This window comes from Azoarcus sp. KH32C (assembly GCF_000349945.1).
Classification (GTDB): Bacteria; Pseudomonadota; Gammaproteobacteria; order Burkholderiales; family Rhodocyclaceae; genus Aromatoleum.
In genome coordinates this window covers 270,348-290,202 of the sequence record NC_020516.1, presented here as the reverse complement: position 1 = coordinate 290,202, position 19,855 = coordinate 270,348, and the positions used below count along the sequence as shown (strand labels likewise).

Genomic DNA, 19,855 nt, shown 5'->3' with positions numbered 1-19,855 from the left:
TCAATGGGCAAGCAGAATTTCGGCCTCGTCGGGCAAGCGCGCGAAGAACTGGTGAAGCGCTTCCTGGGCCGCAAGAATACCCAGGCGTCGGCCCCTGAAGGCTTGCGCGCAGCGGCCGCCAGCTATCCGGAAATCCCCGAGAGCTTTTATCGTTTCGATCGTTTCCCCGGCTACGAAAAGCTCCTCGTTCCGCAAGCCGCGGCGCGGCGTTTCGGCATCGAAAACCCCTTCTTCAAGACGCACGAAGGAGCTGCCGGGGCGACCACGCAAATCGACGGCCGAAGCTTCGTCAATTTCTCGAGCTACAACTACCTCGGCCTCTCCAGCCATCCGCGCGTCAACAAGGCCGCCAAGGACGCCATCGAGCGCTACGGCACCTCGGCGTCGGCGAGCCGGCTCGTCGCGGGCGAACGGCCGGTACAGCGCGAACTCGAAGAAGCGCTGGCCGACAGCTACGGCGTCGAGGACTGCGTCGTTTTCGTCAGCGGACATGCCACGAACGTCACGACGATCGGCTACCTCTTCGGAGCCAAGGATCTCGTCATCCACGACAGCCTGATCCACAACAGCGTGATCGAAGGCATCCAACTGTCCGGCGCAACGCGGCGTGCGTTCCCGCACAACGATGCCGACGCCCTCGACGCGATCCTCAGCGACATCCGCGGACAGTTCGAGCGCGTGCTGATCGTCATCGAAGGCCTTTACAGCATGGACGGTGACATTCCCGACCTGCCGCGCTTCGTCGACGTCAAGCAGCGCCACAAAGCCTTCCTGATGGTCGACGAAGCCCACTCTTTCGGCGTCCTCGGCGATCGCGGCATGGGCATCCGCGAACACTACAGCCTCCCGGGGAAGGCGGTCGACATCTGGATGGGAACGCTCAGCAAGTCGCTCGCCGGCTGCGGCGGCTACATCGCCGGCGAACGCGCGCTGGTCGAGCACCTCAAATACGCGGCCCCCGGCTTCGTCTACAGCGTGGGCATGTCACCCCCGCTCGCCGCGGCGGCACTCGAAGCCCTGAGCATCATCCGCCACGAGCCCGAACGCACGCATCGCCTGCGCGAACGCGCCGGCCGCTTCCTCGAACTCGCCCGCAAGAAGGGCATCGACACCGGCCTGTCGCAGGGCTACGCCGTCATCCCGGCCATCATCGGCAGCTCGCTGAAAGCCACGCGCACCGCGCAGCAACTGTTCGCACACGGCATCAACGTACAGCCGATCATTCACCCCGCGGTCGAAGAACGGGCCGCACGCCTCAGGTTCTTTGTCAGTTGCATGCACAGCGAAGAGCAAATCAGCGCCGCTGTCGACGCACTGGCAACACTTCTTTAACGCATCGGGAAAATGGAAAACGTAATGTCAGTGATCCCCGTCATTCTGTGTGGTGGTGCAGGTTCGCGGCTGTGGCCAGTCTCGCGTGAAAGCCATCCAAAACCCTTCATCCGCCTCGGCGACGGCCAGAGCCTGCTGCAGAAGGCCTTCCTGCGCGGCGCCGGCCTCACCGGCGTGTCCCAGATCGTGACGGTCACAAACCGCGAATTCTTCTTCAAGACGGAAGACGAATTCCGCAAGATCAACGCGGGCAAGCTTCCGACCTCCTTCCTGCTCGAACCCTTCGGCCGCAACACCGCCGCCGCCGTCGCCGCCGCTGCGCTGCATCTGGCCGAACGCGACCCCGACGCTGCCCTGCTGGTCCTCGCCGCCGACCACCTGATCTCCGACCAGAAGGCCTTTGCCGCAGCGGTGCAACGCGCCGTCGGCCTCGCCCTCGAAGGCAAGCTCGTCACCTTCGGCATCCAACCCGATGCCCCGGAAACCGGCTACGGCTACATCGAGGCCGAAGGCAACACGGTGCTGCGCTTCGTCGAGAAGCCCGACGCGGCCACCGCCCAGTCCTATCTCGACTCCGGCCGCTTCTACTGGAACTCGGGCATGTTCTGCTTCACCGCACGCACCATCCTCGAGGAAATGGAGCAGCATTGCCCGGCCATCCTCGCCGCCGTGCGCAAATGCCTCGCCCAGTCACGCACCGCCGAAGGCAAGGGCTTCAGCCAGTGCGAACTCGACCCGGACAGCTTCGCAGCCGTCCCGGAAGATTCGATCGACTACGCGGTCATGGAAAAGTCGCAGCGTGTGGCCGTCGTTCCGTGCGACATCGGCTGGAGCGACATCGGCTCGTGGTCTGCCCTCGGCGACCTCACCGCCGCTGACGAACAGGGCAACCGCGTCGACGGCGAAGCCCTGCTCCACGACGTCAGCAACTGCTCCATCCGCACGGACGAGCGCCTCGTCGGCGCGGTCGGCGTCCGCGACCTGATCATCGTCGACACCCCCGACGCGCTGCTCGTCGCCGCCAAGGATCGCGCGCAGGACGTGAAGCACCTTTACGCCGAACTCAAGGCCGCCGGTCATGATGCCCACAAGCTGCACCGCACCGTGCACCGCCCCTGGGGCACCTACACGGTCCTTGAGGAAGGCAGCCGCTACAAGATCAAGCGCATCGTCGTGAAGCCGGGCGCCTGCCTCTCCCTGCAGATGCACCACCACCGCAGCGAACACTGGATCGTCGTCAGCGGCATGGCGAAAGTCGTCAACGGCGAACGCGAAGTCCTCGTCGCCGCCAACGAATCGACCTACATCCCGGCCGGCCACCGCCACCGCGTCAGCAACCCGGGCGTGCTCGACCTCGTCATGATCGAAGTGCAGAGCGGCGAATATCTGGGCGAAGACGACATCGTCCGATTCGAGGACAATTACGGCCGCTGCTGAAATCCAGCCGCACAACCGCCCGCGCCGTTCCCATGCTGGCGCGGGCTCATGGCATGCCACACCGCAATAGACAACGAACCTGATGACCGATACCTCAAGCAAACGCTCCGGCCTGATGCCGGCCGGCCTGCGCAACCTCCTCGGGAATAAGCTGTTCCTGCTTACGACCGTCATCCCGACTGTAATCGCGATCCTCTACTTCGGCCTCATCGCCTCGGACGTCTACATCGCCGAATCCCGCTTCGTCGTTCGAAGCCCCGAGCGACAAACCTCCTCGCCACTCGGCCTGATCCTGAAGGGTGCCGGCTTTTCGCGCGCGCAAGACGATTCGTATGCGGTCCAGGACTATATCCTGTCCCGCGACGCTCTCAAGGCGCTCGACAGCGAACTGAAGGTTAGGGAATCCTTCTCCTCCAACAAGGTCGACGCCTTCAGCCGCTTCGCCGCAATCGACTGGGACAATAGCTTTGAAGCTTTCCATCAGTACTACCAGAAGAAGATCGGAGTACAGATCGATTCGGCATCATCGATTACGACCCTGACCACACGTGCCTTTTCGGCGGACGAGGCTCACGCAATGAATCTGCGCCTGGTCGAAATGGCCGAAGCGCTCGTCAACAAACTCAACGAACGCGGGCGGCAAGACATGATCCGCTTTGCTGCCGATGAAGTCGCCCAGGCGGAGAAAAAGGCGAAGGCGGCGGGACTGGCGCTGGCGAAATACCGCAACGACAAGGGCGTAATCGACCCCGAGAAGCAGTCCGCCATCCCGCTGCAGCAGATCGCCAAGATGCAGGACGAACTGCTCACTACACGGGCCATGGTCATGCAGCTCGAAAAAGTCGCCAAGGCCAACCCCCAACTTCCTATCCTGCGCCAACGCGTCACGCTGCTGGAACAGGAAATCAAGTCCGAAACCGATCGCGTCACAGGCAGCGACAAATCTCTCGCAGGCAAAACCGCCGAATTCCAGAGATTTGTTCTTGAAAAGGAATTCGCCGAAAAGATGCTCGCCAGCGCAATGTCAACGCTCGAAATGGCGCGCAATGAGGCGCAGCGCAAGCAATTGTATCTAGAGCGCATCGTACAACCGAGCGTACCTGACGCTCCCGTAGAGCCACGTAGGGTCCGTGGCATTGCTGCCACTTTTGTTCTTGGACTGATCCTTTTTGGAATCATGACAATGCTGCTGGCCGGAATCCGGGAGCATGTGGATTGATGGCATGACCCACCCGACTCTATCCAGAAGCCTGCGCATTCAGTCTCAGGTCATTGGCGCGCTTCTCATGCGAGAGGTGCTGACTCGCTATGGGCGTCACAACATTGGTTTCATGTGGCTCTTCGTGGAACCGATGATGTTTACCTTGGGCGTAACAGCCTTGTGGTCGCTCGCGGGTTTGCATAGTGAATCGCCGATCCCGATCGTTGCCTTTGGCGTAACGGGATATTCGTCAGTACTTCTCTGGCGAAACATGCCCGCACGGTGTGTCCAGGCGATCGAACCCAATCTCGCCCTCATGTACCACCGTAACGTAAAGGTCATCGATATTTTTGCGGCGCGCCTGATACTGGAAGCGGCCGGAGCAACCATTTCCTTCACGCTTCTGAGCCTTCTGTTCATTTCCCTTGGCTGGATGCAGCTTCCACAGGATATTTTCAAGGTCCTCTTCGGCTGGTTCATGCTGGCGTGGTTCGGAATGGCACTTGCATTATCCCTGGGCAGCCTCTCAAGCAGATCTGAGCTTATTGAGAAGCTTTGGCACCCGGCATCCTATCTCCTGTTCCCTCTCTCTGGCGCCGCATTCATGGTGGAGTGGTTACCGACTTCAGCGCAAAAAGCGATTGTCTGGTTTCCGATGGTGCATGGCGTAGAAATTCTCCGCGACGGCTATTTCGGCTCGGTCGTCCCAACACACTACGACATGGCTTATATGGCGTTCATCAGCCTCTTGCTGACGTTTTTCGGGCTTGCACAGGAACGCGTCGCAAGCAAACAAGTTACGCCCGAATGATCACGATTTCGAATCTTACCAAGCGGTATCCCACGCGAAGCGGGCTCGTTACGGTGCTTGATGGCATCAACTTGACCATCCAGCCGGGTGACAAGGTTGGAGTGCTTGGTCGCAATGGCGCAGGAAAATCAACCCTGATCCGTTTGATCAGCGGCGCGGAGCGACCGACCGCAGGGCATATTCACCGGGGCATGAGCATTTCCTGGCCGCTCGCCTTCGGCGGGGCGTTCCAGGGGTCGCTCACCGGCCTGGACAATTTGCGGTTCATCTGTCGCGTCTACGGAGTCGACTTTCGCCCTCGCGTCAGCTATGTCGAGGAGTTTTCAGAACTTGGCCGCTATCTCAGAGAGCCAGTCAAGACCTATTCTTCTGGAATGCGTGCGCGTCTAGCCTTCGCGATCTCGATGGCTATTGAGTTCGACTGCTACCTCATCGACGAAATCATTGCAGTGGGGGATAGCCGGTTCCATGAGAAATGCCAGCGGGAACTGTTCGAGAAGCGGAACGACCGAGCGATGATCATCGTTTCTCACCATCCGGAATTCATTCAGAGCCATTGCAGGAATGCCGCAGTCCTCGGGGGAGGAAAGCTGTCGTCCTTCGATAACCTGACCGACGCGCTGTCCTTTTACAATGCTGGGTCGTTCCAATGAGGCGTCTGCGGCACCGCATTGCGGCGAGTATCGCACGATACAGCACGACCGCCTTCGGACGAGCGCTCATCGCACGCCGGCACCTCGCTCACCGCCGTCCACAACATGCCCCACGATTATTCGTGGACGTCTCGGTTCTCGCCTCCCACGATGCCCGGACAGGAATCCAGAGAATTGTGCGGGGTGTAATCAACGCACTGCGGCGGAATCACTCGTTTGGTTCAATGCATCTTGTTTACGCCACGCGGAAACATGGCTATCGCATTGCAAACTGGAACATTCATCTCGATCGGATCACCACGTCCTCCAACGACACGATCATGACGCCAGCTGCGGGCGACGTGTTCTTCGGACTCGATCTGGCAGCGCACCTGCTGCCCCGGCATTTTTCCTTGCTTTCCCGCTACAGATCGGAGGGCATGAAGATCGTGTCGCTAGCCTACGATCTTCTTCCGGAACAGCACCCGAATTGGTTCAACGACAAGACCGTTCGGAATTACCGGAGATGGCTCCGTGCCAGCACCAAGTTGGCTGACGGTTTCATCACGATTTCGCATTCGGTCAAGCGGGACCTGCAGGAATGGATATCCAATCAGGGCATTCAGACAGCCTCAATTCCCGTGTCCGCCATTCATCTGGCCGGTGCCATTGACCAAAGCGCGCCATCCCAAGGGCTGCCCGCTGACAGCTCATTGCTGTTGGAAAAGCTTGCACGTACCCCATCCGTGTTGATGGTGGGCACGATAGAACCCCGGAAAGGTTACAACGAGGCCTTGGCCGCGTTCGACGACCTCTGGGATCGTGGCCATGAAGTTAATCTCATCATCGTCGGCAAACCGGGTTGGAAGACGGATGGCATTCAGGATCGATTGCGCTCGCACCCCCTACTAGACAGACGCCTGTTTTGGTTTGACGATGCCAGCGATCAGTGGCTAGCACTGCTATATGAGGTAGCCCATCTGGTAATGGCTGCGTCCAAGGCCGAAGGGCTGGGCCTGCCAATCGCTGAAGCAATGGCTGCGGGAAAACCTGTGCTCGCGAGAGGCATTCCGGTATTCCGTGAAATCGGCGGAAGCCAAATTGACTATTTTGAAAGCGACAGCCCGGATTCTTTGGGTACGCGAATTTTGTCTATGCTCGCGGCAACAGACCGCTCCCATGAAGCCAGAGTCTTTTCGTGGGATGAAGCTGTCGCCCAATTGGACCAGTTTCTTTGGCAAATCTGCACGACCGGTACTCCGTCGTCTGATGTCTGTCCCGCCCGGAATCCGTTTTGACCAATATGACAAAATCTCGCAAATCCAAGCTTGATACCCGGCGCAAGGAAGACTTGCGCCGCGCAAGGCTCACGCAAAGCCCGGGATCAGGGCGGGCAGCCCCCCTCGGCTCACCGGACACAGACAGCAAGGCTCTACTCGCTGATCAAGAAGCGCCCACGGGGCTCCTGCCCCACGATGAGTCACCAAACGGCGGGGTACCCGCCCATGTGCCCGCTTCAGGCTCTGAAGCAAGCATCGACGACAGGTGTACGCAAGGCCAACTCCAAGGCTTGTATCAGCTTTGCGGCGCATCCTCCTCAGTCGATTGCGAACCGCAGCCTGTCGCGATGGCTGAAGCTGATACCGGGTCAGAAGACCCACTTGAGCTCCGGCGTGCGCGATCACACACCTGCGATTCATGGCCCGACCTGGCGCCGACCAATGAATCTCAGCCCGAGGCCATCGATGCACTCGTCATGGATGAACCTCCCGTCTTTGACGATGAGGCTGGTATCCCCGCCCTTGTCACGCGTGTTCCGGGGGACGCGTTGACGGGTCAGCGGGCAGTTGCGGCTCCATGCATGGGCGACCTGATTCGCAAGCAAGTGAAGGTCGACTTTTCTGCTGCCATGCCTCCTGCCTCGCCACAATCTGCTCCGCTCGGACCGGAACAGGCTGCGCCTCAAGCCCCACCAGACGGCGTGACGGGTATGCCATCTGAAACTCAGCCCCAGGAATCGTGCGCCGACACCCCGTGCACTGGCGAGCGTCCTTCCAACACGCCCGTCCAAGAGTCTGTTGGACCTCTTGCCATCCAGCCCCCCCGCGATCGTGCCGCAGGCGGTCAGACGGGGACCCTTAATACGCAATGTGGAGCCAGGGCTCCAAGCATGGGAGACTTGATCCGCAGACAGGCTGCGCAATCAAGGCTGGGGTTTGAGTCTGAACCTCCCAGCCAAACCCCCTCCCCGGAATCGGGCGTCACGACACCAGGTGCCGACGCACTGCCTTCCGCTGAATCGGCTCCGGACGCAGCGAGCCCACTCACGATCGAGGCACTACCCGCAATCGATCTTGGTACACAAGCTCAGTCCAGCACCGCGAACACCAAAGATGCGGTGAGCGCTCCGAGCATGGGTGACATGCTTCGCCGACAAGCGCAGCTGGATCGTGCAAACATCGATCCGGTCTCCTCGGCTGTCCACGGCAAGTCCACGCCGTCACCCCTGCCGGACAACTCGCCGCTTCCGGACCTGAATCGTCTATTGGCGCTTCCCGACGAGCCATTCCTTCACGAGGCGTACCGCACAATCCTCCTGCGGGAAGCGGATCCCTCGGGCCTTCACTACTATTCATCACGCTTGCGTGACGGGATTCCGCGCATTCAGATCCTTTGGCAGATCGCAGCCGGTGAAAACACCCCGAAGAACCGGCGGATTTGCGCAAGACTGCGAATAGCCTATCTGACACTGAAAGCACGCTCAGTTCCCGGAATCGCGTGGTTTGCCGATTTACTGTGCGCCGCTCGGAAGCTTCATTTGCGTGACTTTCTGGCGGGGAATGACGAATCGTTCGTCCAGAAGGCATATCATGCAACGCTGGGGCGCGCACCCGACGAACATGGGGCGTCGCACTACCTCGCGATGCTAAGTGATGGCCACTCAAGGCATGATGTCCTCATTGACCTGAAGCTTTCACCGGAAGGCAAGCGCGCAGGCGCGCGCGTGGCCGGCCTGCAGACTTTGGCAACCCTGAAGCGCGTCCGGCGCGCTCCGGTCATCCGCCAGATTGTCGACATCTTGTCATTGCCTGCAACCGCGGCGAAATCTCTCGACTACGCCCGCACCGCGGGAGCCCGGATTCAGCAATTGCAGATGCAGCAGCAATCTGAACTCGCGTCGGTCCAGTCAAAGATTGACCTTCAGCAGCATGTCCTGAGTACCGTGCTGACTCGCCTTGATGCCCATACAACCCAGGCAGCAGAGATTTCGCACCGGCTCGACTCAGTGCAAAGGGATGTTTGCGTCACAGGCAAGGAAATTGGCGACCGCCAGATCGCACACCACGGTTCATTGCTTGATTTGCTTCCCGTCCTGGCCGAAGGCATCCGAATGCCCCTGCTGACGGAATTGGCAACGGCGGCACGTATGCAAGACAAGATCGGGACCGAGATTCATCAGCACGCGGATGAACTGAAGTCACTCATTGCAAGGGAATGTTCGGAGCTTGGCGTCTCAATTCCGGCGTCAATTGAAGTCGATAGCACTAGACGAATCGGAGAGCTGCTGAAGCGGATCGACGTCCTTAATTCAAGCCATCTGCTGCTGGCCCAGAAGACGATCCATCAACGTCTGGATGCCCAGCACTCGGCGCTGCTCGCGTCACTTTCTGCGCTTGCAACGGAAGTCAAGACCCCACTGCTAGCGCGATTCACAGCGATCGCGCGCGCGCAGTATGAATTGCAGAAGCAGCTCGATCGACACATTCTTGGACTGACTTCAGCCCTCTCCAGGGAAACGGCTCAACTCGGCATGGCAGTCCGGAAGGACCTGGACGAAAGCCGCGCACAGCTTCTGAACCGGATGGTCGCCAACCACACGAAAGAGACGGATCTTGCGGATTTGCTCTTGCAGCGTGTTGCCCATGCGACTGAGCGGGTACTGGAACAGAGCGCGACCGCGAGCCATCGTCTGGAGGGCGAAACCGCCAAGCTGATATCGGCACTGCACGATGCTGAATCGGCGATTTCCGCAAAGATCAAGTCGGCGTGCGACGTGACACTTGCCATGCAGGACACTGTGGCGACACGCCTCACGACCGGGATGGCCGAAACGGCGAACCTGATCGCAGATCATGCAGCGTCCTCCGAACGATGCCTGGATGCCAAAGTCGAGCAAGTCATCGCGGCCGCACAGCGAACCGAGTCCGCGGTTCTTTCCAGATTGCAGGATCTCAAGGCCGACACCCTGGCGGCACAAATCGCGATGGCCACGCGTCTCTCGGCCGATATTGCCGAGACCGGCGCTCGCATCGCGGGTCACACGTCGGCGGCCGAAAACCACCTGAACGCTACCGCGGCTCAAATGATCGCCACCGCGCGCGAAACCGAATCGGAGATCCTTTCCCAGCTTTCGCGCATGGAAACAACGACGCTCGGCGCCCACGAGGAAGTCACGCAGCGGATGCAGTCTTCGTCCGCCGAACTCGCCACAACCCTTGAGCGGCTCGGGAGCGGGATCGACGCCAGATTCGCTGAATCGCTTTCAACGATTCAGTCGATGCAGCCAACCGCGGCCGACTTTGCGCGCGCAACGGCAGACCGGCTGCACCCCCTGCTGAGCAGAACTGAACTCTATGCAATGACCGCAGCCCGCCGGTTGGCTGTGCCCTGCGGTCCCGATTCGGTTCTGGTACGTACGGCGATGGGTTACCTGTTGTGCGCCGATCACGACCACGCGCTCATTGCAATGCTGCTCGAATCGGCCGATCCGGAACCTGGCACCCGCCAACTCATCCAGCGACTGCTGGGTCCCGGAGACACGTTCGTAGACGTCGGCGCCAACGTTGGCATCCACACCCTCGCTGCAGCACGTGCCCTGCAAAACAAGGGAAGGATTATCGCCATCGAACCTCATCCCCAGACGGCCCGCCTGCTCTCCAAGACATGCTGGATGAATGGAGTCGCACATCTGGTTCAGGTTCATCCTGTTGCCGCCGCCGAAACAAACAGCGAGAGAGCCCTGCATCTCGGGGTAACGAGTGGACATCATTCCCTGTTCCCGCTCGACGAACGCGACGCTGCCGACAACTCGACGGTCACGGTGCATACAGTCACTTTGGACGCCTTACTCGCGGGAGACATTCAGGCAACGCTGATCAAGATCGACGCCGAAGGCGCGGAACTCGAAGTCCTGAGGGGCGCGGCGGGCGTCCTCGACCGGAGCCCGGACGTTGGAATCATTGCCGAATTCGGCATTTCCCATTTGCGGCGTACCGGCATCAATACGGCGGACTGGTTGGCCGAGTTCACGCGACATGGCTTCACCTACCGGACGATTCATGGCAACGCAGGTGAGTTGCGGGAGACTACGCCTGCGGCCCTCGACGCTGTGGCCTCGATAAATCTCTTTTTCGCCCGGCCTGATTCACCACTGTGGAATAAGGGGGCGCTACCGTCATGAGCCGCGGGGTCATCGTTATTGGAGCCGGCGGCCACGCCAAGGTCGTCATCGAACTGCTCGTCGCCGGCGGCCATGTCGTGGACTATTGCGTCGCTGGGCCGGGCAGCCCGGACCGATGCCTCGGCATCGAAGTTCTTTCCGGCGACCATCACCTGCACGAGCTATTCGCCAATGGGTGGCGGTCTGTCTTCCCCGCAATCGGCGCAAACCACCTGCGCGAGCGCGTCGCCGGACAGGCTCGCGAGATCGGCTTCAAACTGGTCAGCGCCATCAGTCCGTTCGCAATCGTTTCCCCCTCCGCCACGCTTGGCAATGGCATTGCCATCATGGGCGGCGCGGTCATCAACGCGGAAGCCCGCATCGATGATCTCGCCATCATCAATACCGGTGCGACCGTCGACCACGATTGTCATATCGGAACCTGCGCCCACATCGCACCTCAGTGCGCCCTCGCCGGGAATGTGGAGGTCGGCCCGCGTGCCTTTCTGGGCGCCGGTACCGTAGTGATTCCGGGCATCACCATTGGAACCGGCTCCACCATCGGAGCCGGCAGCGTCGTTGTACGCGATATCCCCTCATCGATCATGGCCTTGGGGCATCCGGCCAAACCCGTTTACAAGGAGAATCCTAGCAAATGAAGAGAATTTCGGTTGCAGAACCCAAGTTTGGCGGAAAGGAACGCGAATACGTCCTGGATTGCATGGACAGCACCTGGATTTCTTCCGCCGGCAAGTACATCACGGCCTTCGAGGAGACCTTTGCACGTTTCTGCGGGGTGCGCCACGCCATCGCGACCAACAATGGAACGACGGCCCTGCACCTCGCCCTGGTCGCCCTCGGACTTAAGCCCGGCGACGAGGTCCTCATTCCGACCGTCACCTATATCGCGACCGCCAATGCCGTGCGTTATTGCGGGGCCGAACCCGTACTGCTGGACGTCTGCCCGGACACGATGAATATCGATCCGGCGGAACTCGAGCGTCGCCTCACGCCGAAGACAAAAGGCATCATCCCGGTCCATCTCTATGGGCATCCTGCCGAGATGGAGCCGATCATGGCCTTTGCCCGCCGCCACAACCTGTTCGTCCTCGAGGACGCAGCCGAAGCCCATGGCGCCGAGTATCAAGGAAAAAAGGTCGGCACCTTTGGCGATTGCGCGACCTTTAGCTTCTTCGGAAACAAGATCGTCACCACCGGCGAAGGGGGCATGGTCACCACCAATGACGACGATCTGGCTGCGCATCTCCGCCTGCTGCGCGGACAGGGGATGGATCCCAAGCGGCGCTACTGGTTCCCCGAAGTCGGCTACAACTACCGGATGACCAACATCCAGGCCGCGATCGGGTTGGCGCAAATGGAAAACATCGACCAGGCGCTGGCAGAGCGTCAGCGCTTGGCGGGCTGGTACAACGAAGCTCTGGCTCCACTGGCAACCGATATTGTGCTCCCCGCTACGGCGCCCTGGGCACACCACGTCTTCTGGATGTACACGGTTTTCCTGCGCACGGGAGGCGAAGAGCGACGCAATGCCATCATGCGGGCACTCGATGAGCAGGGCATTGAAACCCGGCCCGTGTTCTACCCGATGCACGTGCTGCCGCCCTACCAGCAGCCGAGTTCCTTCCCGGTTGCCGATCTCTGGTCGCATCGCGGCATCAATCTGCCGACACACCAGTTGCTGTCACGCGATGACGTGCAGCGCATTGCCGAAGCGCTCAAGGTGGCCTTGGCGGCATCATGAAGATTGCTCTCTGTTCGTCGTTCGTGCCATTTATTCGCGGCGGTGCACGCAACATCGTCGAGTGGCTACAGGAGGAACTGGTGGCTATCGGCCATCAGGTCGAGCGCATCTATTTGCCACAGATCGACGTCCCCGACTTGATCCTGCCGCAGATGGCCGCCTATCGCTGGATCGATCTGGCGTCTACCGCCGACCGAGTAATCTGCTTTCGCCCACCCGCTCACGCCATCCCGCATCCGCACAAGATCCTGTGGTTCATCCACCATGTCCGCGTCTTTTACGACCTGTGGGACAGCCCCTACCGGGGCTTCCCGGAGGACGACCGGCACCGCAACCTGCGGGATATCCTGCACCGTGCAGACACCGAGGCAATTCGCGAAGCCAAGCACGTCTTCACCAACTCCCGGGTCGTGTCCGAGCGCCTTCAACGCTACAACCGGATTGACAGCGAGGTACTGTACCCGCCGATTTTCCGGCCAGAGCGCTTCCATTGCGCGGACTACAACGACGAGATCGTCTACATCTGCCGCGTCGAGCATCATAAGCGCCAGCATCTGTTGCTCGAGGCGATGCGGTATACGCGGACGCCGGTTCGGCTTCGCCTCTGTGGTGCCAGCGCTGGCGAAGCTTATGCCAAGGAACTGCAAAGCACCGCGGCGTCCCGCAAGCTTCGAGACCGGGTGATATTCGATCATCGGTGGATCACCGAAGAGGAAAAGTCCGAAATCCTCGCTCACTGCCTGGCGGCCGCCTATCTACCGCTCGACGAGGATTCGTATGGTTACCCCTCGCTTGAGGCCAGCCACGCCGCCAAGCCCATCCTGACCACCTCGGACTCCGGCGGAGTGCTGGAACTCGTCGTCGATGGGCTCAACGGCCGAGTATGCGATCCCGACCCCAAGGCGCTGGCTGAGGCCATGGACGAACTCTACCGTGACCGCGAAAAGACGCGCCAAATGGGCGCAAACGCCGCGCAGCGGATCAAGGATCTCGACATCTCCTGGCAACACGTCCTGGAAAGGCTTCTGGCATGAAGGTACTGATCGTTAACAACATGGCCCCCTTCGTATGGGGCGGCGCCGAGGAGCTTGCGGCCCATCTCGAGAAGAACCTGATCATCGCCGGCCACGACGCAGAGGTCATGCGCATTCCCTTCCAGTGGGAACCCGCGAACGGAATTCCGGCGCAGATGCTGATGGTGCGCGCGTTCGAATTGTGGAATGTCGATCGCGTGATCGCGCTCAAGTTTCCGGCCTACCTGATCCGCCATCCGCACAAGACGCTCTGGCTCCTTCACCAGTATCGGCAAGCCTACGACCTCTTTGACGCCGGGCAGTCAAACATCGGACGGGACGTTGCCGGCGACGAACTGCGCACACTCATCCGCAATGCCGATAACGAGTGCTTTGCCGAAACTCGGCGAATCTTCACGAATTCCGGCGTCACGCAACAGCGCCTCAAGCACTACAACGGTTTCGACGCGGAAGTCTTGCTCCCCCCCCTGAATGACGCGGACTTGTTTACCGGCGGGCAACCGCAGGGTTACGTGTTTGCCGGAGGCCGTGTCAACGGCATGAAACGCCAGCACCTCCTTATAGAGGCCCTGGCCCGAACCAAGCATCCGGTGCGCCTCGTGGTAGCCGGACCGCCAGATACTCCCGCCGACGCGCAGCGACTGCACCGCCTCGTCGAGGAGCTTGGCCTGCAGGATCGGGTACACCTTGCGCTCCGCTTCCTCGACCGAAGCGAACTGGCCCGCTACGTAAATGAAGCCAGCGCGTGCGCCTATCTGCCCTATGACGAAGATTCGCTGGGCTACGTCGCCATGGAAGCGGCCACTGCGGGCAAGCCCATTCTGACCACCAACGACAGCGGCGGGGTCCTGGGACTGGTGCATGATCGGGAAACCGGGTGGGTCTGCGAACCCAGTGCCGATTCCCTCGCAACGGCGCTGGAGGCGGCTTGCAGCGGTGCCGCGAATATTGAAGCGATGGGCTTGGCCGCCCGCAAGCTGTGGCTGGACATGGAAATCACCTGGCCTGCCACGATTGAGAGGTTGCTCGGATGAATATCCTGTTCTTCACCCCTTGTCTTACACCTTCTGCAATTGGTCGCGTATCAGCCCTCGTCGTTGCGGAATTGCAGCGGCAAGGTCATGCCATCGCGGTCGTGCGATCGGAGGATCCGGCTTTGTTCGATCATCCCGTCCACGACTTCGGGGTCGAGCTTATCGACTGGAACCAGCCTGATCGCATTCGCGCCAAAGCGCTAACCAGCAATCTAGTGATCTATCAAGTCGGCGATAACTTTAGCTATCACCGCGGATGCATGGAGTGGATGCCCGAGCTCCCCGGGCTCGTTTCTCTACACGACAATTTTCTCGGTCACCTCTTCTGGTCCTGCGCCGAACTCATGGGACGCCCGCGCGCCAAGCAATTATTGACTAGGCTTTACGACGAAACCGTTGCCCATCGTTTTTTTGACCATGCCGATTCGTCTTCCTTTATCAACTATGCGAGCGAAGTCGCGCCGATGACAGAATGGATTGCGGCAATGGCGACTGGCGTCATTGTCCATTCCACTTGGGCGGTGAGCCGTATCGCCGCTGCATGTCACGGCCCGGTTGAAGTTGTGCCGCTGCCCTACGACGCGCCCTTCCTCGAAGCGGCGCCCGAAAACGCACAGCGGCCTGCGGCGGACAAGACGTCCATGTCGATTCTGACCATTGGGCACGTCAACCCGAACAAACGCCATGCCAGCGTAATCGAGGCCATTGGTTCGAGTGAGCGATTGCGCGAGCGCGTGAACTTCCGCATCGTGGGTTCCATTTCGCCCGAAATGACCCGGACCCTGAAAACCCAGGCAAGTGCCCTCGGCGTCCGCGTAGCCATCACTGGCGAAGTGGACGGGAAGACGCTCGCCGCCGAAATTCACGCAGCGGACCTCATGTGCTGCCTGCGCTGGCCGGCCCTGGAAGCGGCGTCAGCGTCAACCATCGAGGCAATGCTGTATGGCAAACCCGCCATCGTGACGGATACGGGGTTCTATCGCGACCTTCCGGACGACTGCGTGATCAAGATAGCGCCGCAGGAAGAGATCGCAGCGCTGCGATCAGCCCTCGAACAGCTCGTGGATGCCCCCGCCGCGCGCATCGCCCTGGGCGAACGCGCAAGGGGCTACGCAGCGGCGACGTTCCGCGCCGACCATTACGCGGAAAGGATCATTGCGATGAAGAGCAGGATCGAGCAAACCGGGATCATCGCGGATGCAGCGAAGGTGTTTTCCTCAATCCTGGCGCGCTGGGGAGGAAAAGGCCAGCCGGCCCTGATCTCCCCGATTGCCGCGCCGCTCTCGGTCTTCCGCTAAGCTTTCACCGGCCATGCTCAAAGCCATCAGGAATTTTGCGGCGATCGTGTGCGCCACGGCATGCGCCGGACTGCTTTGCAGTCCGGCAGCGTTCGCACGCGCGGACACGGGCGCCGTGCAGTTCCTGACGCCGGTCAAGGTCGACGGCAAGCGCTTTGTTCAAGACGGCCGGGAAGTCATACTCAACGGAGTTAATTATTTCCCGGCCTATTTCCCCGCGAGCTTCCCGGAGTCCTGGTTGAAATCCGGTCATTATCGAGCCGAAATCGTCGATCGAGACCTGGCCACCATCCAAGCCCTGGGAGCCAATCTGGTTTCGGTCGCCGCAGTGGGCGCCAATGGCAAACCCGACCCAAATGATTGCGCCAATATCCGGGACTTTCTCGCGCGCGCGGCAAAGCATGGTCTCCTCGTCAATCTGTATATCGGTACCGGCTCCAAGCTGCCGCTTCCGGATGCCAATAGCCTCGCCCAACTGCCCAAAGCCTGTGCGCTCGCCGGAATACCTGCACTATTCGCGTATGACATTGCATGGGAGCCCCATTTCGGCGAGGCCACCGAACGGGCGGCCCTGACGCAGCGCTGGCTTGCCTGGTTAGCGGGCGCGTATGGAACGGAAGCCAATGCGCGTCGAGCGTTTGGCGGCGACCTTTCCCTTCCGAGCGACCAGGCACTGTGCGCTGAGACTCCGAACGTCAAGGTTTCCGCCTTTAGGCGCTTCCTCGACGACATGGTCAGTGCAAGTTACCGCGCTGCCCGGGCGGCCATCCATGCCGTCGATACAACCCACCTGATCGGCGCGCGCAGCGGATGGGGTGGTAATGGTTCGCGGCAGTTATGCAAAGGCGCGCCGCCCGACCTGCGCGCCGGCGTAAAGCATCTCGATTTTGTCTCCCCTGAAGCCCACGCGCTGCCCGTATCCAATCGCGCTGAAATATTGAACCGCGGACGGTTTACCGCCGCCTATGCCGACGTTGGCAAACCGATATTCTGGGCCGAATACGCGGCCAATGCGGATGGCTCATGTCCGCTCTGCAATGAAGAGGTCCAAGCTGCCTTCTACTCATCCATCTTTGAAATGATTCGAGGCTCAGCGTCCAATGGTGGGGCCGCTTGGTGGTTTGTCGGCACTCGCCCCCAGAACCCTAAGGACACGGAAAAGTCCGACTTCGGCATTGTTCGCGACCGTCCGGATCGGGATGATTCCGGCCAGATTCGCCCTGCCGCCCGGCTTCTGAATGAGGCTATGGTCGGGATTCGTGCGGACCTGCGGAGCTACTCCGACTGGATCGTTGTCGACCGTGATGCCGCAGCCGGGGACTGGAGAATGTATGACACAGGGACCCGGGAACTGGCACGGCTTGGGAACAGCGCTGCGCGCGTGGGGGTTCGCACATCCTGCACCGGAGCGACCTCGAAGGAGGCCCCGACCTGTGTCGGCAACGTTGCAAACAACGGCGCCTGCCCCCCTAAGTGCCTGAACGCAGAATGGACCTCCATTGAAATCCGGAATGCCGACGGCGCGTGGCAAAAAGTAAAGGCCGATGACGAAGTCTCCGTGCGTGCAAACGCGCCCGTACTTGCCCGACTTGTCGCCGGCAACACCGGGGAAGGAACGTGGCTGACCCGACGATCGGCCGGCGGCATCGCGGGCTCGGTCCGGTTCGGGTGCAACGAACACGCCGGAGATATTTCCTGTCGCGGGGAAATTCACGATGACATCGGATCATTGGAAGACACGACCATGACAGAGCTTCTAATAACAGACACCCTGACGACCAGTTCTCGAGTCGCCTTTCAGATGGTCTCCGAACACGTGGCATGGTTCGGCGAACGCATAGAGGTTACCTTGTCGCCCCGCTGATCCAATACGCAAGAAACCACATTATTTACTTAAAGCGGCGTTTCCACAGTACTAGGGAATAGATTGAGAGGAATCGTAGTTGACCCGCCAGATAATATTGCACATCGGTCTTGACAAGACAGGCTCCACGGCAATTCAGCGTGCATGCGCCGATAATCGCCTGGTCTTGCTCGAAAACTCGATCCTGTACCCGGATGCCGATGACGCCCACGGTCAACTCGGGTCGTGTTTCTATGCCGATCCCACCGAGTACATTCACAACATTGAGCTGTGTCGGAATGATCCTGCACAAATTTCAATCGAAGATGGGCATTACCGCGATCGGATATTTTCCGAGATCAAGGGGAGCAATGCGCAAACGGTAATCCTGTCTTCAGAGGCGTTCGGTTTCATGCACGAACCCGCCTTGTGGCAGTTCAGGAATTTTCTCACGTCCGTTTCTGAACGCGTGCGCATCGTCCTCTACTGCCGACCAATCATCTCGTACGCGACTAGCGCACTTAGTCAGCGTGCGAGAACAGGGCGCCCCCTTTGGTCGCCCCCCCCAGTTCAGGAAATTCGCACCGTTCTCGAAGCCTACGAACGGGTATTTGGTCGAGAAAGTATCAATGCCCGCCGCTTCTCCCGTGACAACTTGCCAGAAGGAGACGTGCGTCTCGACTTCTTCTCGCTCTGCGGCCTCTCCCCGGAGCATGTCCAGCGTTCAATGCAACTGCAAAACAGACCGGACAACGCCGCGCTGACAACCGAGGCGATACTTTTCGCGGAAGCATTGCGGCGAAGTCATGCGCATCAACCTCTTCGCGAGAGCGAATTTTCACTCAAGTACGACCCCCTTCTACAAAGCATCCCGGGCGGCACGTACCGACTCAGCCCGCAACAGGCGGAGGACGTAGAAATCGCCGCGCGCGAACACATAGCGTATGCAACAGATTATTACCGTTTGGATCTTTGCGATACATCCGTCCGCGGCAAAGAGACCTCGACATCGTTTAGCGTGACTGCACTCGATGCAATTGCCGCCGCATACCGGCAAGTGCTCGAATCCATGCCCGAACCAGTTCGCGTCCAACCTGACATCACCACTCAGGACCTCATCGTCGGACCGGTGGAATTGACCGAAGGCGATGAGGTGCAATATGGGCAGATCATTACCCTCAGAATTGAATTCTACGTTACGCGTGCGCTGCAGAACCTTGAACTCGGGATTCACATCTTCGATGAGGCGAAACGCTGGGCATTTGGCACGAATACCCGCCTGCTGGGACACAAGTTCACGGACGTGCCGCCGGGGCGCCACTGCGTAACTCATCACGTCGTGGCTAACCTCCCGATCGGCTCCTACTCGGCCGGTTTTGCGTTCACCGAACGTTTGCCCGTCGGCGAGAAGCAGCTGGCCTGGTTTGATGCTCTGTGCAACTTCCGGGTCACTCGGGAGGAAGACCAGTTGTTTGCCGGCTATGCATACCTGCCGACCGAGATTACTTTATCATCCACCCCTCCGGCGGCCGACCGAGCCATCGTCCACGACGCGAGCGGACGACTTGAGACCAGCGAGCGGTTATCGGTTCTCGCCCCGAACCAGAGCCTTTCGGTGCCCCTCACGATTCACAACAATGGCATGCAGGACTGGCTGGGCGATTTCTTCCGGCCGATCAGTATCGCCTACCGGTGGTTGGAGCCCGCGACGGGACGAGTGTTGATAGAAGGGGGCAGAAGCGCCCTGCCCCAAGGCCGGCTTGCGGCTGGCTGTTTGCTGCAGACCAGCCTGAACATCACAACGCCGAACACGCCGGGCGCCTACACGTTGTTGATTACACTGGTACAGGAACGCGTAGCGTGGTTCGATCGTTTGAGCAGTTCGTTTCAACCGACACGCCTGGATATCTCGATAGAAGCCACCCCGACGGATTGATCTGTTATTGAATCCCGCCGGGAGCACGATCGGGGATCAACAGCATTTGGATTAGGAAAGAGCGGAATTAACCGCATTACACGCAGTAGCCTATT

At 60.1% G+C, this 19,855-nt stretch carries 14 protein-coding genes; all 14 read left to right on the top strand.

Features of this window, described 5'->3' with window-relative positions:
• Positions 1-3: 3 nt before the first annotated feature.
• The 14 genes from AZKH_RS01270 (at position 4) to AZKH_RS01205 (ending at position 19,760) form a co-directional block, all read left to right on the top strand.
• On the top strand, positions 4-1,332 hold the full coding sequence (locus tag AZKH_RS01270) for an aminotransferase class I/II-fold pyridoxal phosphate-dependent enzyme (protein ID WP_015433908.1): 1,329 nt from the start codon (positions 4-6) through the stop codon (positions 1,330-1,332).
• A gap of 24 nt (positions 1,333-1,356) precedes the next feature.
• A complete protein-coding gene (locus tag AZKH_RS01265; protein WP_041655801.1) occupies positions 1,357-2,769 on the top strand; it encodes a mannose-1-phosphate guanylyltransferase/mannose-6-phosphate isomerase in 1,413 nt (470 codons plus the stop codon).
• Between the two features lie 82 nt (positions 2,770-2,851).
• Positions 2,852-3,988 carry a capsule polysaccharide biosynthesis gene (locus AZKH_RS01260; protein WP_015433906.1) on the top strand — a complete coding sequence of 379 codons (1,137 nt, stop codon included), beginning with the start codon at positions 2,852-2,854 and terminating at the stop codon, positions 3,986-3,988.
• A 4-nt stretch (positions 3,989-3,992) separates the two neighbouring features.
• The gene (locus AZKH_RS01255; protein WP_041656619.1) at positions 3,993-4,781 is read left to right on the top strand and encodes an ABC transporter permease; all 789 of its coding nucleotides are present in this window, start codon (positions 3,993-3,995) and stop codon (positions 4,779-4,781) included.
• Positions 4,778-5,434, top strand: coding sequence for an ABC transporter ATP-binding protein (locus tag AZKH_RS01250; RefSeq protein WP_015433904.1), 657 nt, complete (start codon positions 4,778-4,780; stop codon positions 5,432-5,434). Before AZKH_RS01255 ends, AZKH_RS01250 begins: the two co-directional genes overlap by 4 nt.
• Before the next feature lie 122 nt (positions 5,435-5,556).
• A complete protein-coding gene (locus AZKH_RS01245; protein ID WP_172642447.1) occupies positions 5,557-6,711 on the top strand; it encodes a glycosyltransferase family 1 protein in 1,155 nt (384 codons plus the stop codon).
• Positions 6,712-7,826: 1,115 nt separating this feature from the next.
• A complete protein-coding gene (locus tag AZKH_RS26105) occupies positions 7,827-10,874 on the top strand; it encodes an FkbM family methyltransferase (protein WP_051071630.1) in 3,048 nt (1,015 codons plus the stop codon).
• On the top strand, positions 10,871-11,512 hold the full coding sequence (locus AZKH_RS01235) for an acetyltransferase (RefSeq protein WP_015433901.1): 642 nt from the start codon (positions 10,871-10,873) through the stop codon (positions 11,510-11,512). Before AZKH_RS26105 ends, AZKH_RS01235 begins: the two co-directional genes overlap by 4 nt.
• Entirely contained in the window at positions 11,509-12,615 is a 1,107-nt protein-coding gene (locus AZKH_RS01230; RefSeq protein WP_015433900.1) for a DegT/DnrJ/EryC1/StrS aminotransferase family protein, read from the top strand. The genes AZKH_RS01235 and AZKH_RS01230 overlap by 4 nt, the downstream gene beginning before the upstream one ends.
• Positions 12,612-13,649 (top strand): glycosyltransferase family 4 protein, encoded by a 1,038-nt coding sequence (locus AZKH_RS01225; RefSeq protein ID WP_015433899.1) that lies wholly within the window; start codon positions 12,612-12,614, stop codon positions 13,647-13,649. The genes AZKH_RS01230 and AZKH_RS01225 overlap by 4 nt, the downstream gene beginning before the upstream one ends.
• Positions 13,646-14,683: a glycosyltransferase family 4 protein gene (locus AZKH_RS01220; RefSeq protein WP_015433898.1), complete on the top strand. Its 1,038-nt coding sequence runs from the start codon at positions 13,646-13,648 to the stop codon at positions 14,681-14,683. Before AZKH_RS01225 ends, AZKH_RS01220 begins: the two co-directional genes overlap by 4 nt.
• Positions 14,680-15,981 (top strand): glycosyltransferase family 4 protein, encoded by a 1,302-nt coding sequence (locus AZKH_RS01215; protein WP_015433897.1) that lies wholly within the window; start codon positions 14,680-14,682, stop codon positions 15,979-15,981. Before AZKH_RS01220 ends, AZKH_RS01215 begins: the two co-directional genes overlap by 4 nt.
• 13 nt (positions 15,982-15,994) lie before the next feature.
• A complete protein-coding gene (locus tag AZKH_RS01210; protein ID WP_015433896.1) occupies positions 15,995-17,845 on the top strand; it encodes a hypothetical protein in 1,851 nt (616 codons plus the stop codon).
• 79 nt (positions 17,846-17,924) lie between these two features.
• Complete coding sequence (locus AZKH_RS01205; RefSeq protein ID WP_041655796.1) at positions 17,925-19,760, top strand: Wzt carbohydrate-binding domain-containing protein; 1,836 nt, start codon at positions 17,925-17,927, stop codon at positions 19,758-19,760.
• Positions 19,761-19,855: the final 95 nt, after the last annotated feature.

Excerpts from the sequence above, each read along its gene's own strand:
- AZKH_RS01270 (WP_015433908.1), top strand. The coding sequence starts at position 4 with ATGGGCAAGCAGAATTTCGGCCTCGTCGGGCAAGCGCGCGAAGAACTG.
- AZKH_RS01265 (WP_041655801.1), top strand. The coding sequence starts at position 1,357 with ATGTCAGTGATCCCCGTCATTCTGTGTGGTGGTGCAGGTTCGCGGCTG.
- AZKH_RS01260 (WP_015433906.1), top strand. The coding sequence starts at position 2,852 with ATGACCGATACCTCAAGCAAACGCTCCGGCCTGATGCCGGCCGGCCTG.
- AZKH_RS01255 (WP_041656619.1), top strand. The coding sequence starts at position 3,993 with ATGACCCACCCGACTCTATCCAGAAGCCTGCGCATTCAGTCTCAGGTC.
- AZKH_RS01250 (WP_015433904.1), top strand. The coding sequence starts at position 4,778 with ATGATCACGATTTCGAATCTTACCAAGCGGTATCCCACGCGAAGCGGG.
- AZKH_RS26105 (WP_051071630.1), top strand. The coding sequence starts at position 7,827 with ATGGGTGACATGCTTCGCCGACAAGCGCAGCTGGATCGTGCAAACATC.
- AZKH_RS01235 (WP_015433901.1), top strand. The coding sequence starts at position 10,871 with ATGAGCCGCGGGGTCATCGTTATTGGAGCCGGCGGCCACGCCAAGGTC.
- AZKH_RS01230 (WP_015433900.1), top strand. The coding sequence starts at position 11,509 with ATGAAGAGAATTTCGGTTGCAGAACCCAAGTTTGGCGGAAAGGAACGC.
- AZKH_RS01225 (WP_015433899.1), top strand. The coding sequence starts at position 12,612 with ATGAAGATTGCTCTCTGTTCGTCGTTCGTGCCATTTATTCGCGGCGGT.
- AZKH_RS01220 (WP_015433898.1), top strand. The coding sequence starts at position 13,646 with ATGAAGGTACTGATCGTTAACAACATGGCCCCCTTCGTATGGGGCGGC.
- AZKH_RS01215 (WP_015433897.1), top strand. The coding sequence starts at position 14,680 with ATGAATATCCTGTTCTTCACCCCTTGTCTTACACCTTCTGCAATTGGT.
- AZKH_RS01210 (WP_015433896.1), top strand. The coding sequence starts at position 15,995 with ATGCTCAAAGCCATCAGGAATTTTGCGGCGATCGTGTGCGCCACGGCA.